This window comes from Candidatus Microthrix subdominans (assembly GCA_016719385.1).
Taxonomy (GTDB): domain Bacteria; phylum Actinomycetota; class Acidimicrobiia; order Acidimicrobiales; family Microtrichaceae; genus Microthrix; species Microthrix subdominans.
Genome location: JADJZA010000001.1, coordinates 305,909 through 324,410 on the forward strand (window position 1 = coordinate 305,909; position 18,502 = coordinate 324,410).

At 69.6% G+C, this 18,502-nt stretch carries 9 protein-coding genes; 3 read left to right on the forward strand and 6 right to left on the reverse strand.

Annotated elements, in window-relative coordinates; all coding sequences use genetic code 11:
- Window positions 1-3 precede the first annotated feature (3 nt).
- From recD to IPN02_01570, 5 genes are read right to left on the reverse strand one after another with little or no spacing between them, the layout of a single operon-like run.
- Entirely contained in the window at window positions 4-1,938 is a 1,935-nt protein-coding gene (gene recD / locus IPN02_01550) for an exodeoxyribonuclease V subunit alpha (protein MBK9295565.1), read from the reverse strand.
- Window positions 1,935-5,354: a UvrD-helicase domain-containing protein gene (locus tag IPN02_01555; protein MBK9295566.1), complete on the reverse strand. Its 3,420-nt coding sequence runs from the start codon at window positions 5,352-5,354 to the stop codon at window positions 1,935-1,937. The genes recD and IPN02_01555 overlap by 4 nt, the downstream gene beginning before the upstream one ends.
- Window positions 5,351-8,965 carry an exodeoxyribonuclease V subunit gamma gene (locus IPN02_01560; protein ID MBK9295567.1) on the reverse strand — a complete coding sequence of 1,205 codons (3,615 nt, stop codon included), beginning with the start codon at window positions 8,963-8,965 and terminating at the stop codon, window positions 5,351-5,353. The genes IPN02_01555 and IPN02_01560 overlap by 4 nt, the downstream gene beginning before the upstream one ends.
- Window positions 8,966-8,978: 13 nt before the next feature.
- Window positions 8,979-12,827, reverse strand: a complete 3,849-nt coding sequence (locus IPN02_01565; protein ID MBK9295568.1) for an SMC family ATPase — start codon at window positions 12,825-12,827, stop codon at window positions 8,979-8,981.
- Entirely contained in the window at window positions 12,824-14,083 is a 1,260-nt protein-coding gene (locus tag IPN02_01570) for an exonuclease SbcCD subunit D (GenBank protein MBK9295569.1), read from the reverse strand. Before IPN02_01570 ends, IPN02_01565 begins: the two co-directional genes overlap by 4 nt.
- Window positions 14,084-14,268: 185 nt before the next feature.
- On the opposite strand from IPN02_01570, the gene IPN02_01575 reads away from it, so the two are divergent.
- The 3 genes from IPN02_01575 to IPN02_01585 all read left to right on the forward strand — a co-directional run bounded on the left by IPN02_01575 (window position 14,269) and on the right by IPN02_01585 (window position 17,545).
- Window positions 14,269-14,685, forward strand: a complete 417-nt coding sequence (locus IPN02_01575; protein MBK9295570.1) for a hypothetical protein — start codon at window positions 14,269-14,271, stop codon at window positions 14,683-14,685.
- Window positions 14,682-15,116, forward strand: a complete 435-nt coding sequence (locus tag IPN02_01580) for a DUF86 domain-containing protein (GenBank protein ID MBK9295571.1) — start codon at window positions 14,682-14,684, stop codon at window positions 15,114-15,116. The genes IPN02_01575 and IPN02_01580 overlap by 4 nt, the downstream gene beginning before the upstream one ends.
- A 119-nt stretch (window positions 15,117-15,235) precedes the next feature.
- Window positions 15,236-17,545, forward strand: coding sequence for a hypothetical protein (locus IPN02_01585; protein ID MBK9295572.1), 2,310 nt, complete (start codon window positions 15,236-15,238; stop codon window positions 17,543-17,545).
- Between the two features lie 16 nt (window positions 17,546-17,561).
- Here the strand turns inward: IPN02_01585 and IPN02_01590 are convergent, their stop codons facing one another.
- On the reverse strand, window positions 17,562-18,500 hold the full coding sequence (locus IPN02_01590) for a TSUP family transporter (protein ID MBK9295573.1): 939 nt from the start codon (window positions 18,498-18,500) through the stop codon (window positions 17,562-17,564).
- Between the last annotated feature and the right edge of the window lie 2 nt (window positions 18,501-18,502).

Here is an 18,502-nt window from a genome sequence, read left to right on the forward strand (position 1 = left end):
AACTCACGTGGCTGAGTGGCCGGCTTCCCAGCGCTCGATCAGGCCCGATGCCCGGTCGGTCTTGCGTCGCACCGCCTGTTCGATGGCGTCGGCCTCGCCGATGATGGTCAGCCTCGTCTTGGCCCGGGTGACAGCCGTGTAGAGCAGTTCCCGGGTGAGAATCGGCGAGTCGGGAGGGGGCAGGATGACGACGGCGTGATCGAACTCCGAGCCCTGGCTCTTGTGGATGGTGATGGCGTGAAACGGTTCGACCGCGTCGAGGTGGGACAGCGGCACCGTGCGCAGCTCGGGACCTGCCAGAACCCCGGTGGGATGACCATCGGAGTCGATGATGACCACGGCATCGCCGTTGGCCAGGCGGTTGGCCTGGTCGTTGGCGGTCACCAGCCAGGGCGTGCCGACGGCAAATCCGCGCGTCCCGAACGAGCCCGGGCGGGTCTGGCCCAGCAGCTCGGCGATGCGCTCGTTCCAGGCCTCCACCCCCGACCCGCCCCGACGGTGGGCGCACAGCAGGCGGATGGCACCGAGGGCGTCGACAGCTGCCTGGGCATCGCCCTCCAGAGCGGCGTCGTAGACGCCCTCGGCCGCGTCGAGTGCCAGGCGCTCAAGCTCCGGGGGCATGTCGCCCCACGCGGAGGCGGTGACCGGCACCCAGGTGACGGCTCCATCCTGGGCCTCGAGCGTGGTCCGAACGCCGTCGGCGTCGCCCCTCCGAAGCGCGTCGGCCAACTCGCCGATGGGGGAGTGTTCGCCGAAACGATGGCTGCGGTCGAGGCGCACGACGGCGTCGGCCAGCGGGCTTGCCTGGTTTGTCAGGTCGCCGAGCACCGTGCCGGCCTCCACGCTGGAGAGCTGATCGGGGTCGCCGACCAGCACCAGGCGGGTTCGGGGCGACAGGGCGTCGAGCAGCTTGGCCATGAGGGGCAGCGACACCATCGACGACTCGTCGATCACGACCACGTCGTGGGGCAGCGGGCGGTCGGCGTCGTGGCGGAACCGGGTTGGGTTGTCGAAGTCATATCCGAGCAACCGGTGGATGGTCGTCGCGGTGAGGTCGTTGAGATGGTCGGCCACGGCCTCGTCCAGGCCGGCGTTGTCGACCGCCTGACGCAGCGCCTCGGTCATCCGGGCAGCGGCCTTGCCGGTTGGTGCGGCGAGGGCGATCTGTGGCGGTCGCCCGCCGTCCGCTTCCCGGTCCGCGGCTCCGGCGACCAGCAGCGCCAGAAGGCGGGCGATCGTGTAGGTCTTGCCGGTCCCGGGGCCTCCGGCGATCAGGGAGGCCGGTCGGCTCAGCGCCTCGGTCACCGCCAGCCGTTGCCGGCTGGGCGCGCCGGCTGCGTCGAGCGGCAGCAGGTCGTCGAGCAGGGAAGAGTCGATTGCGCTCGGCGTGACCCCGCCGCCGCCCTCGGCGTGGTTGGCGGTGGCTCGCTGGTCGACGGCGGCGATCACCTGGGACTCATATCGCCAGTAGCGCTCCAGGTAGAGACGACTCTCGTCGAGGATCAGCGGGGGAACCCGGCGCTGCTCTCCGTCGAGGTCGGCCCAGGCCGGAAGCGGGGTGCGCCCGACCAGCGGCGACGCGGCGACCAGTTCGATCCAGCCGTTGTCCTCGGGCCAGGCCAGAGCGTCCAGCGCATCGCCGTCCGCTCCGTCGACCACCAGCCGCTCCGGGGCGGTGCGCAGGTCGACGCAGATGTGACCGCGGCTCGGCGAACGCACCGCAAGCGCGATGGCCAGGATGACGTCACCAACCGTGGGATCGTCAAGTGAAACGCCGCCGATGCGCAACAGCGCAGCCGTCACCTGATGTTCCTCCAGGCCGAACACCCCGGCAGCGGCGTACTCAACGAGCGCCGAGGTGACCGCCTCGAGGTACTCGTCGACCGGGGAACCATGGTGGGTCACCCAGGAGCCTGGTCGGGTGTCGGTCGGCCTCATTGGGTCACCTCCTCAAGCGTTGCTCCGGCCAGCAGGTTGGACAGCGCCAGGATCAGGCCGGTCGGCGGCTGCCAGGTGAACACGCCGTAGGTGCGCCCGTCGGCGGTGGTCGCCGTGTCGGGGCCGGCCATGCCGCGAAGAAACAGGTAGGCCGCCCCGCCGAGATGCACGTCCGGGTCGTAGCCGGGCAGCCGCCAGCGCAGGTAGCGGTGCAGGGCCACCTCGTAGAGCAGCGCCTGCAGCGGGTAGTCGTGGGCGACCATGGCGTCGACGAGCCGGTCGGGATGGGCGGCCTCCGGGTCGACGGTGCCCCACGGCGCCAACAGGTTGGTTTTGTAGTCGGCGACGACGTAGCGATCCGGTTCGCCTGCCGACCCCCGGGCGCGGATGGTCAGGTCGATCGAGCCGGTGAGCATGCCCGCCAGGGGCAGCGTCGCTGCGGTGCCCAGGGCAAAGGTTCTCCCGGCCAGCGGATCGTCGGACGGCAGCCAGTGATCGACGATCCGGGTGAGGTCGGCGCCGGTCGGGCGGGAGGCGCCTTCGAGCGGCAGGTCGAAGTCGAGCTCCCGAAGCTGATCGGCCCGGGGCAGGCCCGCCAGGGTGAGCGAGCCGAGCGAGCCACCCATCGGCGTGAGCGTCGACGCAGCGACCGCAACGGCGAGGCGCGGTTGGTCGAGTTCGTCCGGAGGCGATCCGGCGGCGATCACCCGGGCGAGCTCACCCTCAAGGTCCGGCGCCTGCAGGTCGGCCTCCTCCAGCACCTCGTGAACCAGGCTGCCGAAGGCCGTGCCGGCTCCAAGGTCGACCCAGGGGTCGGGGGACGCGTTCGGCAGATCGGCTGCTGCGGCCCCGGGGGTCGGCAGCGTCGCTGTGGCGGCGTCGGCGTCGAGGGGTGGCTCGCCGCCCTCATCGTCGGCGGCGGTGTCGCCCCGGCCGGTCGCATCCTCGGGCCGTTGGGCGGTGCGAATGGTTGAGCCGTCGTGGTCGGCGGTCAGCGCGGAGAACGACCAACGTCGCGACGGGGGCCCCATGTCGCGGCCCCACACGTCGATCGTCAGATCGTCGAATGGCACCGGACTAGTCGCCGAGGATACGTCGCTGGACGAGGGTCCCGAGATGAACGTTTCCAGCGCAACGGCGCCGTCGGAAGCGTTGGCCTGCACCAGCCCGACCGCACCGCGCAGGTCGGACATCGTCGTGAGCGTGTCGAGCCCCGCCAACTGAGCGAGTCGGCACATCAGACGCGACTTGTGTGACTCCCGCGCCCCCGGTGCGGCCCAGACGACGAGTTGTTCCTTCGCCCGGGTGAGCGCCACGTAGGCGAGCCGGTCACCCTCCTCGGCGACCGCCGCCTTGGCAGCGTCGCGGGCCTCACCCTTCGTCTCGAGGGCGACGCGCAGCATCGCCTCGCCGGAGACCGGATCGTGGGTGACGACCGGGGCCGTGACGTTCATGGGAGCGGTCCACAGGTAGGGAACCATCACCACCCGGTTTTCGAGGCCCTTGGAGACATGCACGGTCATCACCATGACGGCACCGCCGTCGGCCTCGGTGCGCCGTTGCAGCACCTCGGTCGCCTGCTCCTCGGGATTGGCTGAGGCCGTGAGCGCCTCGAGCGCGCTGGACGCCGAAGTGCCACGTGCTCCGGTGCGGTCGCTGAGCAGCTCCCACAGGTGGTTGAGGTCGGTGAGGTGCCGCTCACCCCCTGGCATCGCCAAAAGCCGAGTGCCGAGGGTGGACCCGGCGCCATGCGAGGCGATCGAATGATCGCCCCCAGCGGAGGCGTTCGCTCCGGAGACGCGGGTTCGCAGGTGGTGAGCGAGTTCGGCCACGCCTCGCCGGCGCAGGATCAACGAGTCGTCCCGGAGCCCAACTTGAAGTTGGGCCAGCTGCTCGTCGTTCAGGGCGTCGACGTCTCGAGCGCTCAGGCCATGGAACCAGCCCAGCCCCGCTGCCCGCACCCGTGTTGACGATGCCGGACGTTCCATCGCCCAGAGGAGGCGACGGATCTGGTCGGCGGCGGGGGAGTCCATCACGCTGCCTGCCCGCCCGAGCACCGCCGGCAGTCCGGCCTCGGCCAAAAGGCGTTGGATGCGCGCTGCGTCCTTGTTGGAGGTCACCAGCACCGTGATCTCCTCGGCGCGGACGCCGGCGGCGAGCGTGGAACGAACCTGGGCGACGAGATCGAGCCCGACGAGATGGCGGATGAGCCCGATGGGTGTCGGGATCGCCTTGCCGTTCTTTTGGTACTCCGGTGGGTGAACCTCTTGATAGGCGGGCATGTCGAAGGAGCGGAACGTCAGAGCCGGGTGGCCGTCGTTCGCTCCGTCGCTAAGGCGGGCAGCGATGACGGGGTCGTAGCCGATCGTGTGGGCGCCATCGGGTGACGACCCGAAGCGGCTGCCGGCGAACAGCGAGTTGAGCGCTGCGATCAGCTGAGGGGTGCTTCGCCAGTTGCGGTCCAGTCGGCGCTGGCGTTCGACCACCTGTTTGGCGTCGAGGTAGGTGGCGATGTCGGCGCCGCGGAACGAGTAGATGGCCTGTTTAGGGTCGCCGACCAGCACCAGCGTTGGGCTGTCGGCTCGCTCGCCGCCGGCGAACAGCAGGCGAAACACCTCCCACTGAACGGGGTCGGTGTCCTGAAACTCGTCGATCAGGGCCACCCGGAAGCGGCGCCTGAGGATGTCGACGACGCCCGAGTTCTTCGGGCCGTTCACCGCTGCGGCAACCCGGTTGAGCAGCTGCTGGTAGGTCATCAGCGAGCGTGCGACCAGGCGGCGGTCGAGCTCGTCGAGCCCGTCGGTGGTCAGCTGAGCCAGACGGTTGTGGTCGGGCTCATCGGGGTGGCCGGCGACCACGATGCCCGGGTGGGTCGAGCCCATCCGGATCGCCTCGGTGAGCTTTGCGAGCTTGGGGAGCGTCCCTTCGGCGGTGCTCTCGGCGAGTGCCTGGCCGGCCAGCAGGTCGGCGGCGATCTGGGTGATGAGTGTTTCCTCGTCGGCGAGCAGCTTCAGCGCCGGGTCGAGTGGCACGTTCACCCCGAGCGTGGTCAGCACCTGCTGGCAAAACCCGTGGATGGTGGTGATCGTGGCGGTGTCGAACTCTTCGGCGGCAATCCGCAGCCGCATGCCGGCATCGGTGTCGGTGGACGTTTCCGCCCGTTCGCGGAGCACCCGCCGCAGCCGGTCTCGCAGCTCGCCCGCCGCCGCCCTGGTGTAGGTCACCAGCAGCAGCTGACTGATGGGCAGCGCGTCGCGCTCGATGAAGGAGGCGGCCAGGTGGGTGAGCGTGAAGGTCTTGCCGGTGCCTGCCGACGCCTCGATCAGGGTGCTGGAGCGCGGCAGCGCGTCGTCGAGTGAGAACACCCCGACGCCCGCTGCCGGGAGCGATTCTGATGTAAACAGCCGGTCGCTCACGTTGCCGCCTGAGGGGTCTGGGAGTTGAGCGATCCAGAGACCGATGCGTCGAATGCCGACCAGATCACGTGCGCCAGGCGCTTGGCACGGCTCGGCTCGGCCGGGTTGCCCGGATCGTCGCTTCGTGCGGGTAGCGATTCGTAGTCGTGTTCGGACAGATCGCCCCATATCTCGCGCGTGGCGGCCTCGTACCCGTCGCCGATTCGGGCGCCGCCGGGAAGGGTGATGTCCCAGTTACCGGTGGGCAGCTTCTTGCGGCCGCACAGCTTGGCGGCGGTCTCGGGCCACAGGGGGAGCGGTTCGGACAGGTTGCGGAGGTACAGGTCGACGAGGGTGCCGAGGGCCGCACCGGCGATGGCCGATCGCTGCGCGGCATCGTCGCCGATGATCGTCGGCTGCAGCGTGGCCGCCGCGGGGACCTTGACACCCTTCTGGGTGCGGTCGTTCGCCCGGCCTATGGCGACGCCCTGCCAGGCCACCGACGGGTCCTGCGCCGCCAGTACCAAAACGTCGAGCCACAGCCCCAGCTCGTGCTTCGGCTTCAGCCGTCGGGCCCCGATCCTGACCGGTCCGGGCCGGGTTGGGTCCACCTCGGTGACCACGCCTCGTAGCGATCGCCCCCCGGACAGCTCCAGCTCGATCGGGATCGATGCGGTGCCGGGGCGGGTCACCCCGACCCGTTCGCACTCCTCGAGGATGACCTTGGTGAAGGTGAAGACGTCGGCTATGGCCGACTCGCCCAGCTCACCCGGCGGCAGCTCGCCCGAGGCGCGGGCGACCGACGCCCATTGGGCGTGCGCAACGTCGAGGTCGCCGACGCTCCACGTGGCCTCAAGCAGTTCGGTGTGGAGCTGGTACTTGTGCAGGGGGTCCACCTCGACCGGGTGGAGTTCGTCGCCGAGTTCCTCCTGCCTGGGCAGGCCCACGCCCAGGCGCTGAGCCAGGAATGCCGCCGGGGGGCCATCGAGAAAGCGGTGGAGGTCGGTGAGCTCGATGATGCCGCCATCGTGATCGTCGCCCGTAGGCGGCGGGAGTGACCCGTCGAGAAATGGCATCGACCTGCGCTCTCCGTCGGTGCCGCCGCGTGACCTGGCCTCGGCCAGGCCGATCGGGCTGAAACTCCAGGGACCGTCGGCGGCCAGCGCGCCCGGTTGAAAGTTGACCGAATCGAAGTCATGACGGGGGTGGGTGATGAGCGCGCCGCCGCCGGGGAGGCTGTCATCGCCGGGCCCGGTCGGCTCCAACTCCTCCAGCAGCTCGGAGAGCACCACCGGCAACGGAACTTCGGCGTTGGTGGCCGGGTCGCGTCCCGTGGTGGTGACGATCAGCCGGTCGCCGGCGGCCAGCACCTCCTCGAGCAGCAGCTGGCGACCGTCGGCTCGCGGGTCCCGGTCGCCGAGCGCCGGTGAAGCGGCGAGCAGGTCGTCGGCATCGGCGGTGCCACTGCCGAGGATGTCGGCATCGATGCCGAGCAGGCAGATGACCCTGGCCGGTACCGACCGCAGCGCCTGCATCGGTCCCAGCGTGAGCGCTCCCTCGGCCGGGCCGCCCCGGCGGCGCACGGCCGAGAGGCTCTCGGTGGCGGCAGCCCGAAACTCCCCGACGCTGAGCACCGGATCGGGCGCCGTTCCGTGGATGAGCGGGCTTGTCTCCGGTTGCAGGTCGCTCAGAACATCGAAGAGGTGACGCCGCTGCCAATCGTTGTCGGACTGCTGATCGGTGAGCGCCTCGAGCGATTCGAGGACCCAACCGATCCAGGTGGAGAGGGAGAGCAGCGGCGTGCCGGGCCGTTCGGTGGAACGCACCGGCGGGCCGACGTCCAGCGCCCGAACCTCGTCGATGCACTGCCGCAGCTGGCTGACGGCCGCAGCCAGGCGGACGATCAGCCGGACGTCGCTGCCCTCGATGTCGACCGGAACGACGTTGCCCAGGCCGGGAACCAAGGTGCGTGAGGCGGTGGTGACGCCGAGCAGGACCCGTTCGACGCCGTCCGCCCAGGTGGTTGCGGTGAAGGAGGCGGGCAACCCGTGAGCGCGCCGATGCTCGCCGTCGAGTCCCCAACGGATGCCGGCGCGTCTGGCCCAGTCGCCGAGCTGGTCGACGTCGTCGTCGCTCAGGCCAAAACGGGCGGCGACCGGGGGCAGCGCCAAAAAGTCGAGCACTTCGCCGAGGGTGGCCCGACCATCGACCAACCCGAGGATTGAGAGAAATGCTTGGGCGATCGGATGATCGGTGCCGGGTGAGCGAACCGCCGACCACACCGGAAACGGTGCGAGGCCGTCGCCACCGGGGCCGGCTGCCTCCTCCGCCGAGCTGTGGGACGCCACCGTCGGATCGGATGGACCGGGAGCGAATGCGGAGGCGACGAGCGGACCGTAGGCGTCCACGTCCGGACACAGCACCAGAACGTCGCCGAGCGTGAGCGTCGGATCCTCCATCAGCGCGTGGGCGACGGCGCTTCGCAAAATCTCCACCTGCCGAGTGGAGCCGTGGGCCCGGTGGACGACCAGGCTGCGATCGGTCCCGCCCGATGGAGGGAGCGTGTCGGTCATCTCTCCGACGGGACGGTTGGAGCGGATGGCCTGTTGAAGTTGGCCGAGCACGGTCGTCTCACCAACCGATGGGTGCTCGTTCGTTACTGCGGCGGTCGCAGCGCTGGCGTGGCCGGCTCCCCAGAGCAGCGCCGCTTCCTGTGCCGGTCGCGACCACCTGGTGAGCAGCGGGTTGCCGCCGTCGCTCGTTCGGGCACGTGGCCGCTCGGGTAGCCAAGGCCCAAGTTGTTTCGCGGCGCCCCGCTCGTGCATGGCGCGCCACTGGGGCAGCGAGGGCGTGAGCCACAGCACCGCCACATCGCAGTGTTCGCCCAGTGCGGGCAGCAGGGAGAACCACACCGGCGGAAGCGCCGACAGGCCGAAGAGGGTCAGGCGCGGTGGCAACTTGATGCGGGCGAGATTGTCGTCGATGCCATCGAGATGTTCGGACAGCCGCTCGGCCGGGCTCGGCTCGTCAATGCGGGCCCGAACCCGGCGCCACAGCTCGCACTGCCACAGGGGAGAGGCGCCCGAGCGGGGGCTTCGCGTCATCGGGTGCCCCCTGCCATCGACATCGTTGCCCGCTGCCCACTGACGGACAAGTTCGGGGCGATGGCGGGAGTACCGGTCGAACAGGTCGGCCAGGTGTCGCGCACGGCCGTACCAGGTGCCGTTCGATGGCTGGGGCATCTGGCCGGCGCGCTTGGTGCCGGCCGCCACCCGTCCCGCCGGACCCAAGGCGGCGTCGCCGGCACCCCGCTGGAGCTCATCGAGCACCACCCACACCAGGTTGGAGAGGGCCCACGGGTCGCTGTCGGGCGCGCCAAGCAGGCGGGTGAGCAGGCCGTCCGGAAACGGAAACTCGATGTTGGCCACGATGCCGTCAGCCCGGACGGCACAGTCGTGGCTCGCACCCAACCGCCGGGAGAGCTGCCGGGTGGTCCACTGCCGCACGCCGAGGTTGGCCACCGCCACCACCTCGGAGGCCAGCGGATCGTCGAGCGGCTGGCTGAGCCGGTCGGCCAACGGATCGATGAGGTCACGAAGCGACTCTCCGACGATCAACGCTGGCTGGCCCACGCTTCCCTCCATCTCACGCCACCTCGGCCGACGACCCCGCAGCCGATGATGCCCCTGCCGGCGGGTTGCCGATCAGCTGGGTCAGCTCGCTGCGACCTCCACCCATGGGCGTGACCTCGATCGCCACCGGCAGCACCGCCTTCAGCTCTTCGACGTGGGTGATCACGCCGATCATCTGACCCTCGGCACCCAGGTTGTTCAACACCTCGATTGCGGTGTCCAAGCTGTCGGCGTCGAGGCCACCAAAGCCTTCGTCGATGAAGGTGGCACCGATGTCGCGGCCAACCCGCTGGGTGGCGATCGTATCGGCCAGGCCTAGGGCTAGGGCGAGCGATGCCTGGAAGGTCTGGCCGCCCGACAGGGTGCGCACCGGCCGGCGGGTGCCTGTCTCGGCGTCGGCGATCGACAGGTCGAGGCCATGCTTGGACCGCTGGTCGGCCGCCTCGTCGTCGACATGAATCTGAAACCGGCCTCGGCTCATCGTTCCCAGGCGGTGGTTGGCCGAGGTGACCACCTCGCGCAGGTGATGCGCCAACACCCAGGCCTCCAGCGTGACCCGCTGTGCATTGTGGCCTCGGCACATGCGCGCCAGGCGGTCGGTGGCCTCGTAGTCGGCCTGCGCAGCGGCCCGCTCATCACCCCGGCCATCCAGCTCGGCGATGGCCCGGCGTGCACGACCGAGGTGATTGCGTGCGGTGGAGGCGTGCTCGATCAGCCGGTCGGCAGCGTCGGTGGCGTCAGCCAGCTGGGCGGCCAGCCCGTCGAGGTCGGGGGCAATCAGGCTGAGCCCGCCCTCGACGATGTTGACCAACCGTTGGGTGAGGGCGAAACCCTCGCCGTCCCAGCGGCTGATCGAGGCCTCCAACCTGCGTCGCTCGGACTCCTCGAGTGCTGCGGCCGCGATGTCGTCGATGTCGTTGAAACCCTGGCGGGTCAACGAGGACCGAAGGGCAGCCTGGGACTCAAGGTCGGTGAGGGCCGCAGCGTCGAGGCGACCGAGCGAGGATGCGGCCCGTCGCCCAACCGTTGCCAGCGTTTCGCAGCGTTGCGCCAACTGCGCATGGGGCCAGATGGCATCCGGCGACGACAGCTGAGCGGTCGCCTGCACCTGAAGCTGGTCGGCCTGGGCAGCTGCGGCATGCTGTTGTTCGGCGGCCTTTGAGCGCTGAGACGTGAGGTTCTCGATCTGGACGGCCAGCTCTGTCCGATGCTGGTCCAGTTCGACGACGGCCTCGACGGCGGCGACACAGCGCCGGTTGTCGTCCGCCGCGGTCGCAACTCGTGTCTCCAGGTCGGCGGCGGCCTCGTCTGCCGAGTCGCCCAGCCGCTCCAGCAGGGCGGTGAGTCGCTCGCTCCCGGCGGCCTGTTGGCCGTGAGCCGTTCGGTCGCGCTGCTCCAGTCCTTGGCGCTGCTGGACCAACTCGGTCAACCGCTGCTCGATGTCGGTCACGGCCACGGCAGCAGCGACGGCCCGATCGACCAGGTTGTGGGCCGCACGGTGACGTTCTGTGAGCCCGGCGATCGATTCGGCCGCGTCGTCGCCCAACTCGGCCACACACTCGTCGAGCCGGTCCTGGAGCGCCGAATGCTTGCTGATAGCGGCCATGTTGGCTGCGTGGGCGCGTTCGAGGTCGGCGGTGGAGACGGGCTCCGCTCCGGCCGGCGCAGCCGCGAGGTGCGGGTGTTCTGCCGAGCCACAGACCGGGCAGTCGTCGCCATCGATGAGCGCGGCCGCCAAACGAGGCGCCGCATCGGCGGTGAAGGCCGTCATCAAGTTGGCGTACACGTCTGCATGGCGCTGTAGCGCTGCCACGGCGTCGGCCAGCTCGGACTGGTTCTGGTCACGCCGCTTGGCCAGGCGGAGCACGGCCGCTGCCCGGTCGGCATCGCCGCGATGATCTGCGACGCATGCGGCTACCTGACGGGCTGCATCACGCTGGGCAGTGAGCCGGTCGGCTTCGACCGTGAGCGCCTGCGTCTGCTGAGCGACGGCAGCGAGCGCGGCGTCGATGTCGGCCAAGGCGAGACGCTCGCCATCGAGGGCAATCCGAGCGTCGCGCAGCCCGGTCGCTTGGGTCAGCGCAGCCTGGGCCCGGTCTGCGCCGCCGGCCAGCGCAGCGAGTTCTTGGCGCTCGACGTCCAGCGTGCGCTGCTCGGCCGCCAGCTCGCCCAGCTTTGCGCTCAGGTGCGCCACCTGCTTCGCCGCAGCGTCGGCCTCGTCTTGGCGGGCCGAGGCCTGCCGGGCCAACTCACGGGCCTGGGCGATCTCGCCGGCACGACCCCGGAGCTCGCCGGCGCCCCGGTCGGCGCGCCGGGCCAGGGTTTCGAGCCCATCGGCGAGCCGAGCCCGATCGGATGTGGGGACACGGGTCAGGTCGAGGCGGCCCGCATCGATGAGCCAGCCGGGTAGGGCGGTCGCCGACCCTGCGGAAGCCTCGGCCAGCACCGAGGCGGCGGGCGGCGCTCCGCACTCGTTCGGCCAGAGTTCGATCAGTTCGGTGAGCTCAGAGGCCGTCTGCCGCAGGGCGGTCTCGGCGGATGTCTGTGCATCGGCCAACTGGAGCGAAGCCCGTTGAGCGACCTGGTGGGCGTCGGCGACCCCGGCGGCGCGCAGCGCCGAATCGAGTCGCAGCCTGCTCGCCTCCATCCCGTCCAGTCGCTCCATCCGCCGTTCGAGCTGCGCACGCTCGGTGCGGAAGCCGGCCTGACGCTCGGCGAGCTGGTGTGCTGCGTTGAGCGCTCTTTCGGCGTCATTGCGTGCCGCCCGGTGCTCGTCGCGGCGCCGGTCGAGCAGCGCCACTCCATGGAGTTCCAGCCGCTCTGCCCGGTCGCCGAGCGAGAAGGTCGCCGGCACCCCCGCGTTGGCCGTGGACTGAGGAGCGGACGAAGTCGGCCCGCCTGATGGGTCGCCGGTCGTCGCCGCGTCGAGAGCGGAGGAAACCTCGACCTCGGTGTCGTCCCCGTCCTCGGCCGCAGCGCCGCCGAAACCGTCGTCGGGAACCAGGCTGAGCTGGCCGGGCCCGGCGGCCCCTCGCCGCTTTCGCTTGCGTCCGGCATCCGGTTCGGTGGTCTGGGCGGCGACTGGCTCCGGCTGCTCGGCCGCCTCGACCATCGATGTGAACGTGGCCTCCGTCGGGGAGGACCTCGTCAACGGCGGCAGCTCGATACCTTGCGCCTCGACGAGTGCCTGCAACGCATCCAGCTCGGCGTCGGCGGAGTCTTCCGAGCGGGACAACTCGGCGATCATCGAGTTGCGTCGCGTCTCGGCGGTTTTGGCTCGTCGGTCCAGCAGGTCTTGGGCTCGCTCGAAGCCTGCGGTGTCGAAGAGCGTGCGCAGCAGCTTGGTTCGTTCGTCCGACGTGGCGTGCAGCACCTCCTGAAAGCGACCCTGTGGCAACAGCACCACCTGTTGAAACTGGGCGGGGGTCAGGCCGACCAGGTCGGCGCAGATGCGGTTGGTCTCGGCCCACCGGTGCGCCATCGGCTCCCAAGCGCCGGCCGCCCGCCGGTGCAACTCGACCGACTGCTTCTCGGTGGTGCTGCCGGTGCCCCGCAACTTTGGTCGATCCTGCTCTGGCTGACGCATCACCCGATAGACGGTGTCGTCGACCGTGAAGGTGAGCGATACCGAGGTGAGGTGTCCAGGGTCGGCGGCGTCGGAACGGACCTTGCCCTCCCGCAGCCGGTTGCCGGGCAACTCGCCGTACAGCGCCCAACACATCGCGTCGAAGATGGACGTCTTGCCGGCGCCGGTCGGACCGGACACGACGAACAGCCGGGTGTCGGCCAGCGCATCGAAGTCGACCTCGGCCCGAGTGGCGTAGGGACCGAACGCCTCGATGACGAGTTGGTTGGGCTTCATGGCTGAGCCCCAGTCCCAGCCATCGACGGGGTTGTTGGGACGCCAGCGGCGTGATCGCCGGGCGATGCGTCATCAACGTCGGCGGAGAACGCCTCGGCCAGAATCTCGCCCAGCAACTGTTCGTCGGATGAGGTGAGCGGCTCGGTGCTGAGCTCGTCCCAGAACGATCTGGCTGCCTCGATCGGGTCGAGGGCTCGCACCTCGGAGCTGGTGGCCTGCGACGGGGCCCTGCCCGTGCGGTCGGGAAGGTGCCCGATCTCGACCAGGTGGGGAAAGTGTCCGCCCAAGATCCGTCGGGCATCAGCTGGAAGCACGGGGTCGGTCAACTCAACCCGCACGTACGCGGAGCGCTCGTCCAACTCCGGCGCTTTGGCTACGAGGTCGTCCAAGCGCCCCCGGCGAAGGATGACCGGCCGCCCGGCCTCCACCGGGATCGCCTCGATGCTGACGGCGCCGCTGTGGTCCATGTCGACGACCAACACTTCCTTCTTCGTGCGGTCGTCCGTCGAGAACGAGTACGCCAGCGGGCTGCCGCTGTACCGCAGTTGGTCGCGTCCATCCACCCTTTGACTGACGTGGAGGTGGCCGAGCGCACCGTAGGAGAAGCCGTCGAAGCGCCGGGCCGCCACCTGGCCGGCGTCGCCGACGGCCAATTGGCGCTCGGACCCACCTGCGAGCCCGCCCGACACGAAGGCATGGGAGATCACCAGGGAACGGGGTGCCCCCTCGGCCGCCGTCCGGGCCAGGTCGAGGTGGTGGGCGAGGACGCGGTCGTGCGTGCGCCATGGACCGTGACGGCCGGCTTCGAGATGAGCGGCCTCCACCTCGTCGGCCCGGTCGGCCGGCAAGGCGGCGGGGGCGAGGAAGCCCACTGCTGCGACGGCGAGGGGCCCATCGGAGAACTCCCAGCGGTGCAGTTGGCCGGCGCTGGCGAAGCCACCCCGCACCAGCACGCCCGAGCGTTCGGTGAGGCCGTCGTAGGCCGACAAGCGCTCGGCTGAATCGTGGTTGCCGGCGATGGCGGCCACTTTGATGCCGGACGACACCAGCCGCTTGACCGTGGACCGGAACAGCGCGACCGCCTCGGTGGGGGGAACGTCGCGGTCGTACACATCGCCGGCGATGACGATCAGCTCCGCACCCTCGGCGACGGCCAGGTCGACCAGCCAGTCGCAGAACACCCGCTGGTCGTCGATCAGCGCGTGTTCCCCAAGGCGTCGCCCGAGATGCCAGTCGCTGGTGTGGATGAACTTCATGTGGTTCGACCCTACGGATCAGGTGTGACAACGAAGCCGGGGCCTCGGGTCCGGGGTGTAATTCGGGAGTGCGATGCGATCGCTGCTGGTGCCCAAACCACACGCGTGTCATTCACTCTACGCCGTTGGGCCCGATGGCTGGCTCCAAGGCCACAGCTGACCAGGGGCTGTCGTAGGCTGGACGTGTGACCATCGGGGCTCGAGAGGCGTTGGATCGGCTACGTGCCGCCCTCGACGCGGGTGAACTCGACCCGGACCTTGAGGCGCTACATGTCGACTTGATGAGCGCGTTTGGCAGCGTCGCGCGTCGACACAGCGATGCGAACTCGGAACCAGCCGACCTCGATATCGGGGTCCGCTTCGATGGGCCCGTCAGGTTGTTGGAGGTGGTCAACCTGCTGGTGGACACCACCGGCTACGACAACATCGACGTCGCCGTGGTCACGGGGGAGCATCCGGTGCTCGATGCCGAGGCGATGGGCGGGATTCCGCTGTACGAACGTGTTTCGGGCGCTTTTGCTGAAGCACAGATGGCAGCTATCGGCCATTTATGGGACACCGCTAAGTTCCGCGAACTCGACCGCAAGTTGCTGGCGAGATGACACCGGTCGAACCCAACCCGGATGTGGTTATCCGCCGGCTCCGGATGATGCGCGACGCGCTGGACACCCTTGACGGGTTTCGAGGGGTGGACGTCGCCCAGTTGAACGATGACCCTGTCGCCCGAGCGGCGGTCGAGCGGCTGCTCCAGGTGATTGTGGGCCTGGCCTTCGACATCAATGCCCACCTCGTTGCCAAGACCCTGGGTCGTTCACCCGAGACCGGCCGCGCCTCGTTTCACGACCTCGTCGAGGCCGGTGTGCTCGACGAGGCGCTCGCCGCCACGCTCGCCCCGTCCGCAGGGCTCAGAAACGTTTTGGTGCATCACTACGTCGACCTGCGGATGGACCTGATCGCCGATGCGGTACGCACCGTGGGAGATGGATTTCCCGCTTACATCACCGCCGTGGCTCGCTACCTCGATCCATCCTGACCCGGCCGCCCTGACCCACCCGATTGCTGGTCAATCCCAGGACATCGACGCGTTCGTCATCGTCGTCGATCGGGCCGGGTTGGAGCCCGGCGGAGGAGCGTCGTCGCTAAGGTGAACTCGTGGAACAAGCGCCGACGGGTGAGGCCGACCTTTCCACGGTCTTGACCGAACTCGGTGTCGAGGCGTCGAGCGTGGGACGAGGGCCCCTCCGGTCCGGGGTCGTGCAGCGCCCGATACTGACCGACCGACTGGTGAAGGCGATCGAGTCGCCCCTGGTCGTCCTTGCTGCACCGGCGGGGTGCGGGAAGACGATCGCTGTGAAGCTGTGGGCGGAGGCGGATCCACGGCCGTTTGCCTGGGCTCAGCTCGGCCCGCCCGACGGCGACCCGGTGTATCTCCTCCGACACATCGCCGCAGCGATTCACACCTGCTCGCCGCTGAACGATGAGGTGGTTCGGGTTCTGGTGGGGTCGGGGCGTCCGTTGGACACGGCGCTGCTCCCGACGCTCGGCCGGGCCGTGGCCGCACGGTCGCCGATGGCGATCGTGCTCGATGATGCACACCTGGCAACCTCCGATGGCGCGCTCGAGGTGATCCAAGAACTCCTGCGATACCTTCCAGCCGGATCCCAGTTGGTGCTCATCTCCCGGCAGCCTCCGCAACTGCAGCTGGCCCGACGACGCCTCGAGGGTGGACTGGTCGAGATCGACGCCGACGACCTTGCGATGGATGCTGACGAGATGCGCAGGGTGATCTCGGCGGCCGGGCTTCGCCTGAGCGAGTCCGAGACCGACGGCCTCATCAACCACACCGAGGGATGGCCGGCGGGGCTCGGCCTGTCCGTGCTTGCGTTGCGGGAGTCCGGACGTATCCGGACCGGATCCCCCGACACCGGCCGCTCGATCGCCGGGTATCTCATGGACGAGGTTTTGAGCGGCGCCGAGAAGGACACGGTCGACTTTCTGTTGCGTTCGTCGGTTCTGGAGCGGATGAACGGGCCGCTGCTCGATGAGGTGCTCGGCGGTACCTCGGCGGCCGACCTGCTCGACCGGATCGACCGGTCGGGAAACCTCTTCCTCGTTGCGCTCGACGACCGTCACGAGTGGTTTCGGTTCCACCATTTGGTGGGGGATGCGCTGCGCACCCGTCTTCAGTCCGAGCGCCCGCTCGAAGCCCGCACGCTGCGTTCGCGAGCCAGCCGCGCGCTCGAGGAACGCGGCGATATCGATGGTGCCATCCGTCAGGCCGCCGCTGCAGGAGAATCGGGCCGGGCCGCCGAACTTATCCTCGGCCACTCGCTCAAGCTGATCAACGATGGCCGGGTCGCACTGCTCGGCCAGTGGATCGAACTGGTCGGTCCAGACCTGGCCGAGCGGAACCCATCGTTGGCTCTCGCCCGGGCGTGGTACGGCGCCGGGACCGCCGACCCGACGATGATCGCGCGCTCGATCAAGGCCGCCGAGTCGCTGGTACACGACGGTCCGCTGGCCGACGGTAGCCCGTCGCTGGACGTGGCGATCGCGGCGATCCGGTCGCTCATCGCCGCCGAGGGTACGGTGGGCGTCCTGCGGGACACGGCGACCATTCGCGCCGGCGGAGGGCCAAGGACCAACCCGTGGTGGGGATACGCAACGTGCCTGGCCGGCACGGTTGCATCGCTCGACGGCGATAACACGGTGGCTCGGGACTTGATGTACGCAGGGGTGGGCGAAGTGGCTCATTCTCCCTCCTTTGAAGCTGCGTTTCTCGGGGTTTTGGCGTTGATCGAGGCGGACGATCAGGACTTTGACCAGGCGCGCCGTCGTGCCCGCCGAGCAATGAAGCTGTGTGGGGACCACAACCTTGAGGGCGTGTCGTGGGTGATCCCCGCCTACGCGGCCGAGGCACTGATGGCCGCACTTGATGGCCGTGCCGAGGAATCGCGGACTGCAGCGCTGCGTTGCCGTCGGCTGATGGCCGAGCTGGGTGACCTGTCCGCCCGGTCGGCGCTCCGGGGGTATCTTGCCCTGGCGCAGGCGGCGCTCGCCCTCGGCGATCGACAGGGCGCTCGTGCGATGGCACACGAGGCGGCGCTCGCACGTCGTCTCGACCCGACGTGTTCGTACCTCAACGTCAAACTGGACTCGCTGATGACGGTGCTCGGCGGAGCGGACGTCTCTCAGCGTGATCCGGTGTCGATCACCACCGCCGAGTTGAGGGTGCTGGCCTACCTGCCAACCCACCTGTCCCTCGGGGACATCGCCGACCGCGTGTTCGTCAGCCGCAATACCGTCAAGAGCCACGTGGCGGCGATCTACCGGAAGCTGGGTGTCGTGTCGCGCTCCGAGGCGGTGGCGGCCGCCGAGCGGCTCGGCCTGCTCGGGGTGGCAGGCCCCGTGCCCCAAACCCTCGCCGACGCCCAGCAGAAGATGGCCGACAACGCCACCTGACGAATCGTCGGCTCGGCTACAGGAGCTGTGAGATCGAGCTGATCGCTGTGTAGGCGGCAAGGGCGATCAGCAACACCACGAACCCTGTGGTCAGCTTCGAGGCCGGCACGCGATCGGCGATACGTTTGCCCAGCACGGTGCCGACGATGGCCAGCACCAGGAACGGCAGCGCGTCGCCCCAGTGGATGTCGAGCGACCCGGCCCGCAGGCCGAGCGCCATGGCCGAGTTGATGGCGATGACCACCAGCGACGTGCCCACTGCGTCGGGCATCGAGAACCCCATGGTGAGCACCAGTGCGGGGACGATGACGAAACCGCCGCCGACGCCAAAGAAGCCGGTCATCAGGCCGACGACGGTGCCGGCGAGCAGCACCTTGGGCAGGGCGGCCCAGCTGAGGCTCTCGGGGTCGTCGGCTCTGGGGGCCGCAGGAGGGTCGCCAGTCTGCCCGGCATGGTCTGCGGCCGGCGAAGCCAACGCAGCATCACGGACCGGGGCCGCCGGCGAACGCGTGGAGGTCACCGACGCACCGGAACCCGCCGGGGCCGCGACAACCTCGGGGGTCTCCACGGCGGGGTCGGTCGCCGCAGGGGAGACGCTCTTGTTGCGGCGCCACATGGCGACAGCCGCCGCCACCATCACGCCGCTGAAGGCCAGCAGCAGCACATCGGGGTCGACCGCCTGGTTCGCGGCGGTACCGATGTAGCTGCCGCCCAGACCGGTGATGCCGAACAACAGCCCATGGCCCCACTTCACCCGGCCGGCCCGCCAGTGCGACCCGACGCCCATGAACGACGCGGCGCCGACGACGAGCAGGCTGGTGCTGGTGGCGACCTGGGCGGTCTCGCCTGCCCCGTACACCAGCGCGGGGACGGCCAGGATCGAACCGCCCCCTCCGAGGGCACCCAAGCTGAGCCCGATCAACAGACCGAGGGGACTGGCGAGCAGGCCGCGCATCG

What these genes read in the sequence shown, in the direction of transcription:
- IPN02_01565 (MBK9295568.1), bottom strand. Translation starts at nt 12,827, where the DNA reads ATGAAGCCCAACCAACTCGTCATCGAGGCGTTCGGTCCCTACGCCACT.
- IPN02_01580 (MBK9295571.1), top strand. Translation starts at nt 14,682, where the DNA reads ATGACACCGGTCGAACCCAACCCGGATGTGGTTATCCGCCGGCTCCGG.
- IPN02_01570 (MBK9295569.1), bottom strand. Translation starts at nt 14,083, where the DNA reads ATGAAGTTCATCCACACCAGCGACTGGCATCTCGGGCGACGCCTTGGG.
- IPN02_01590 (MBK9295573.1), bottom strand. Translation starts at nt 18,500, where the DNA reads ATGCGCGGCCTGCTCGCCAGTCCCCTCGGTCTGTTGATCGGGCTCAGC.
- recD (MBK9295565.1), bottom strand. Translation starts at nt 1,938, where the DNA reads ATGAGGCCGACCGACACCCGACCAGGCTCCTGGGTGACCCACCATGGT.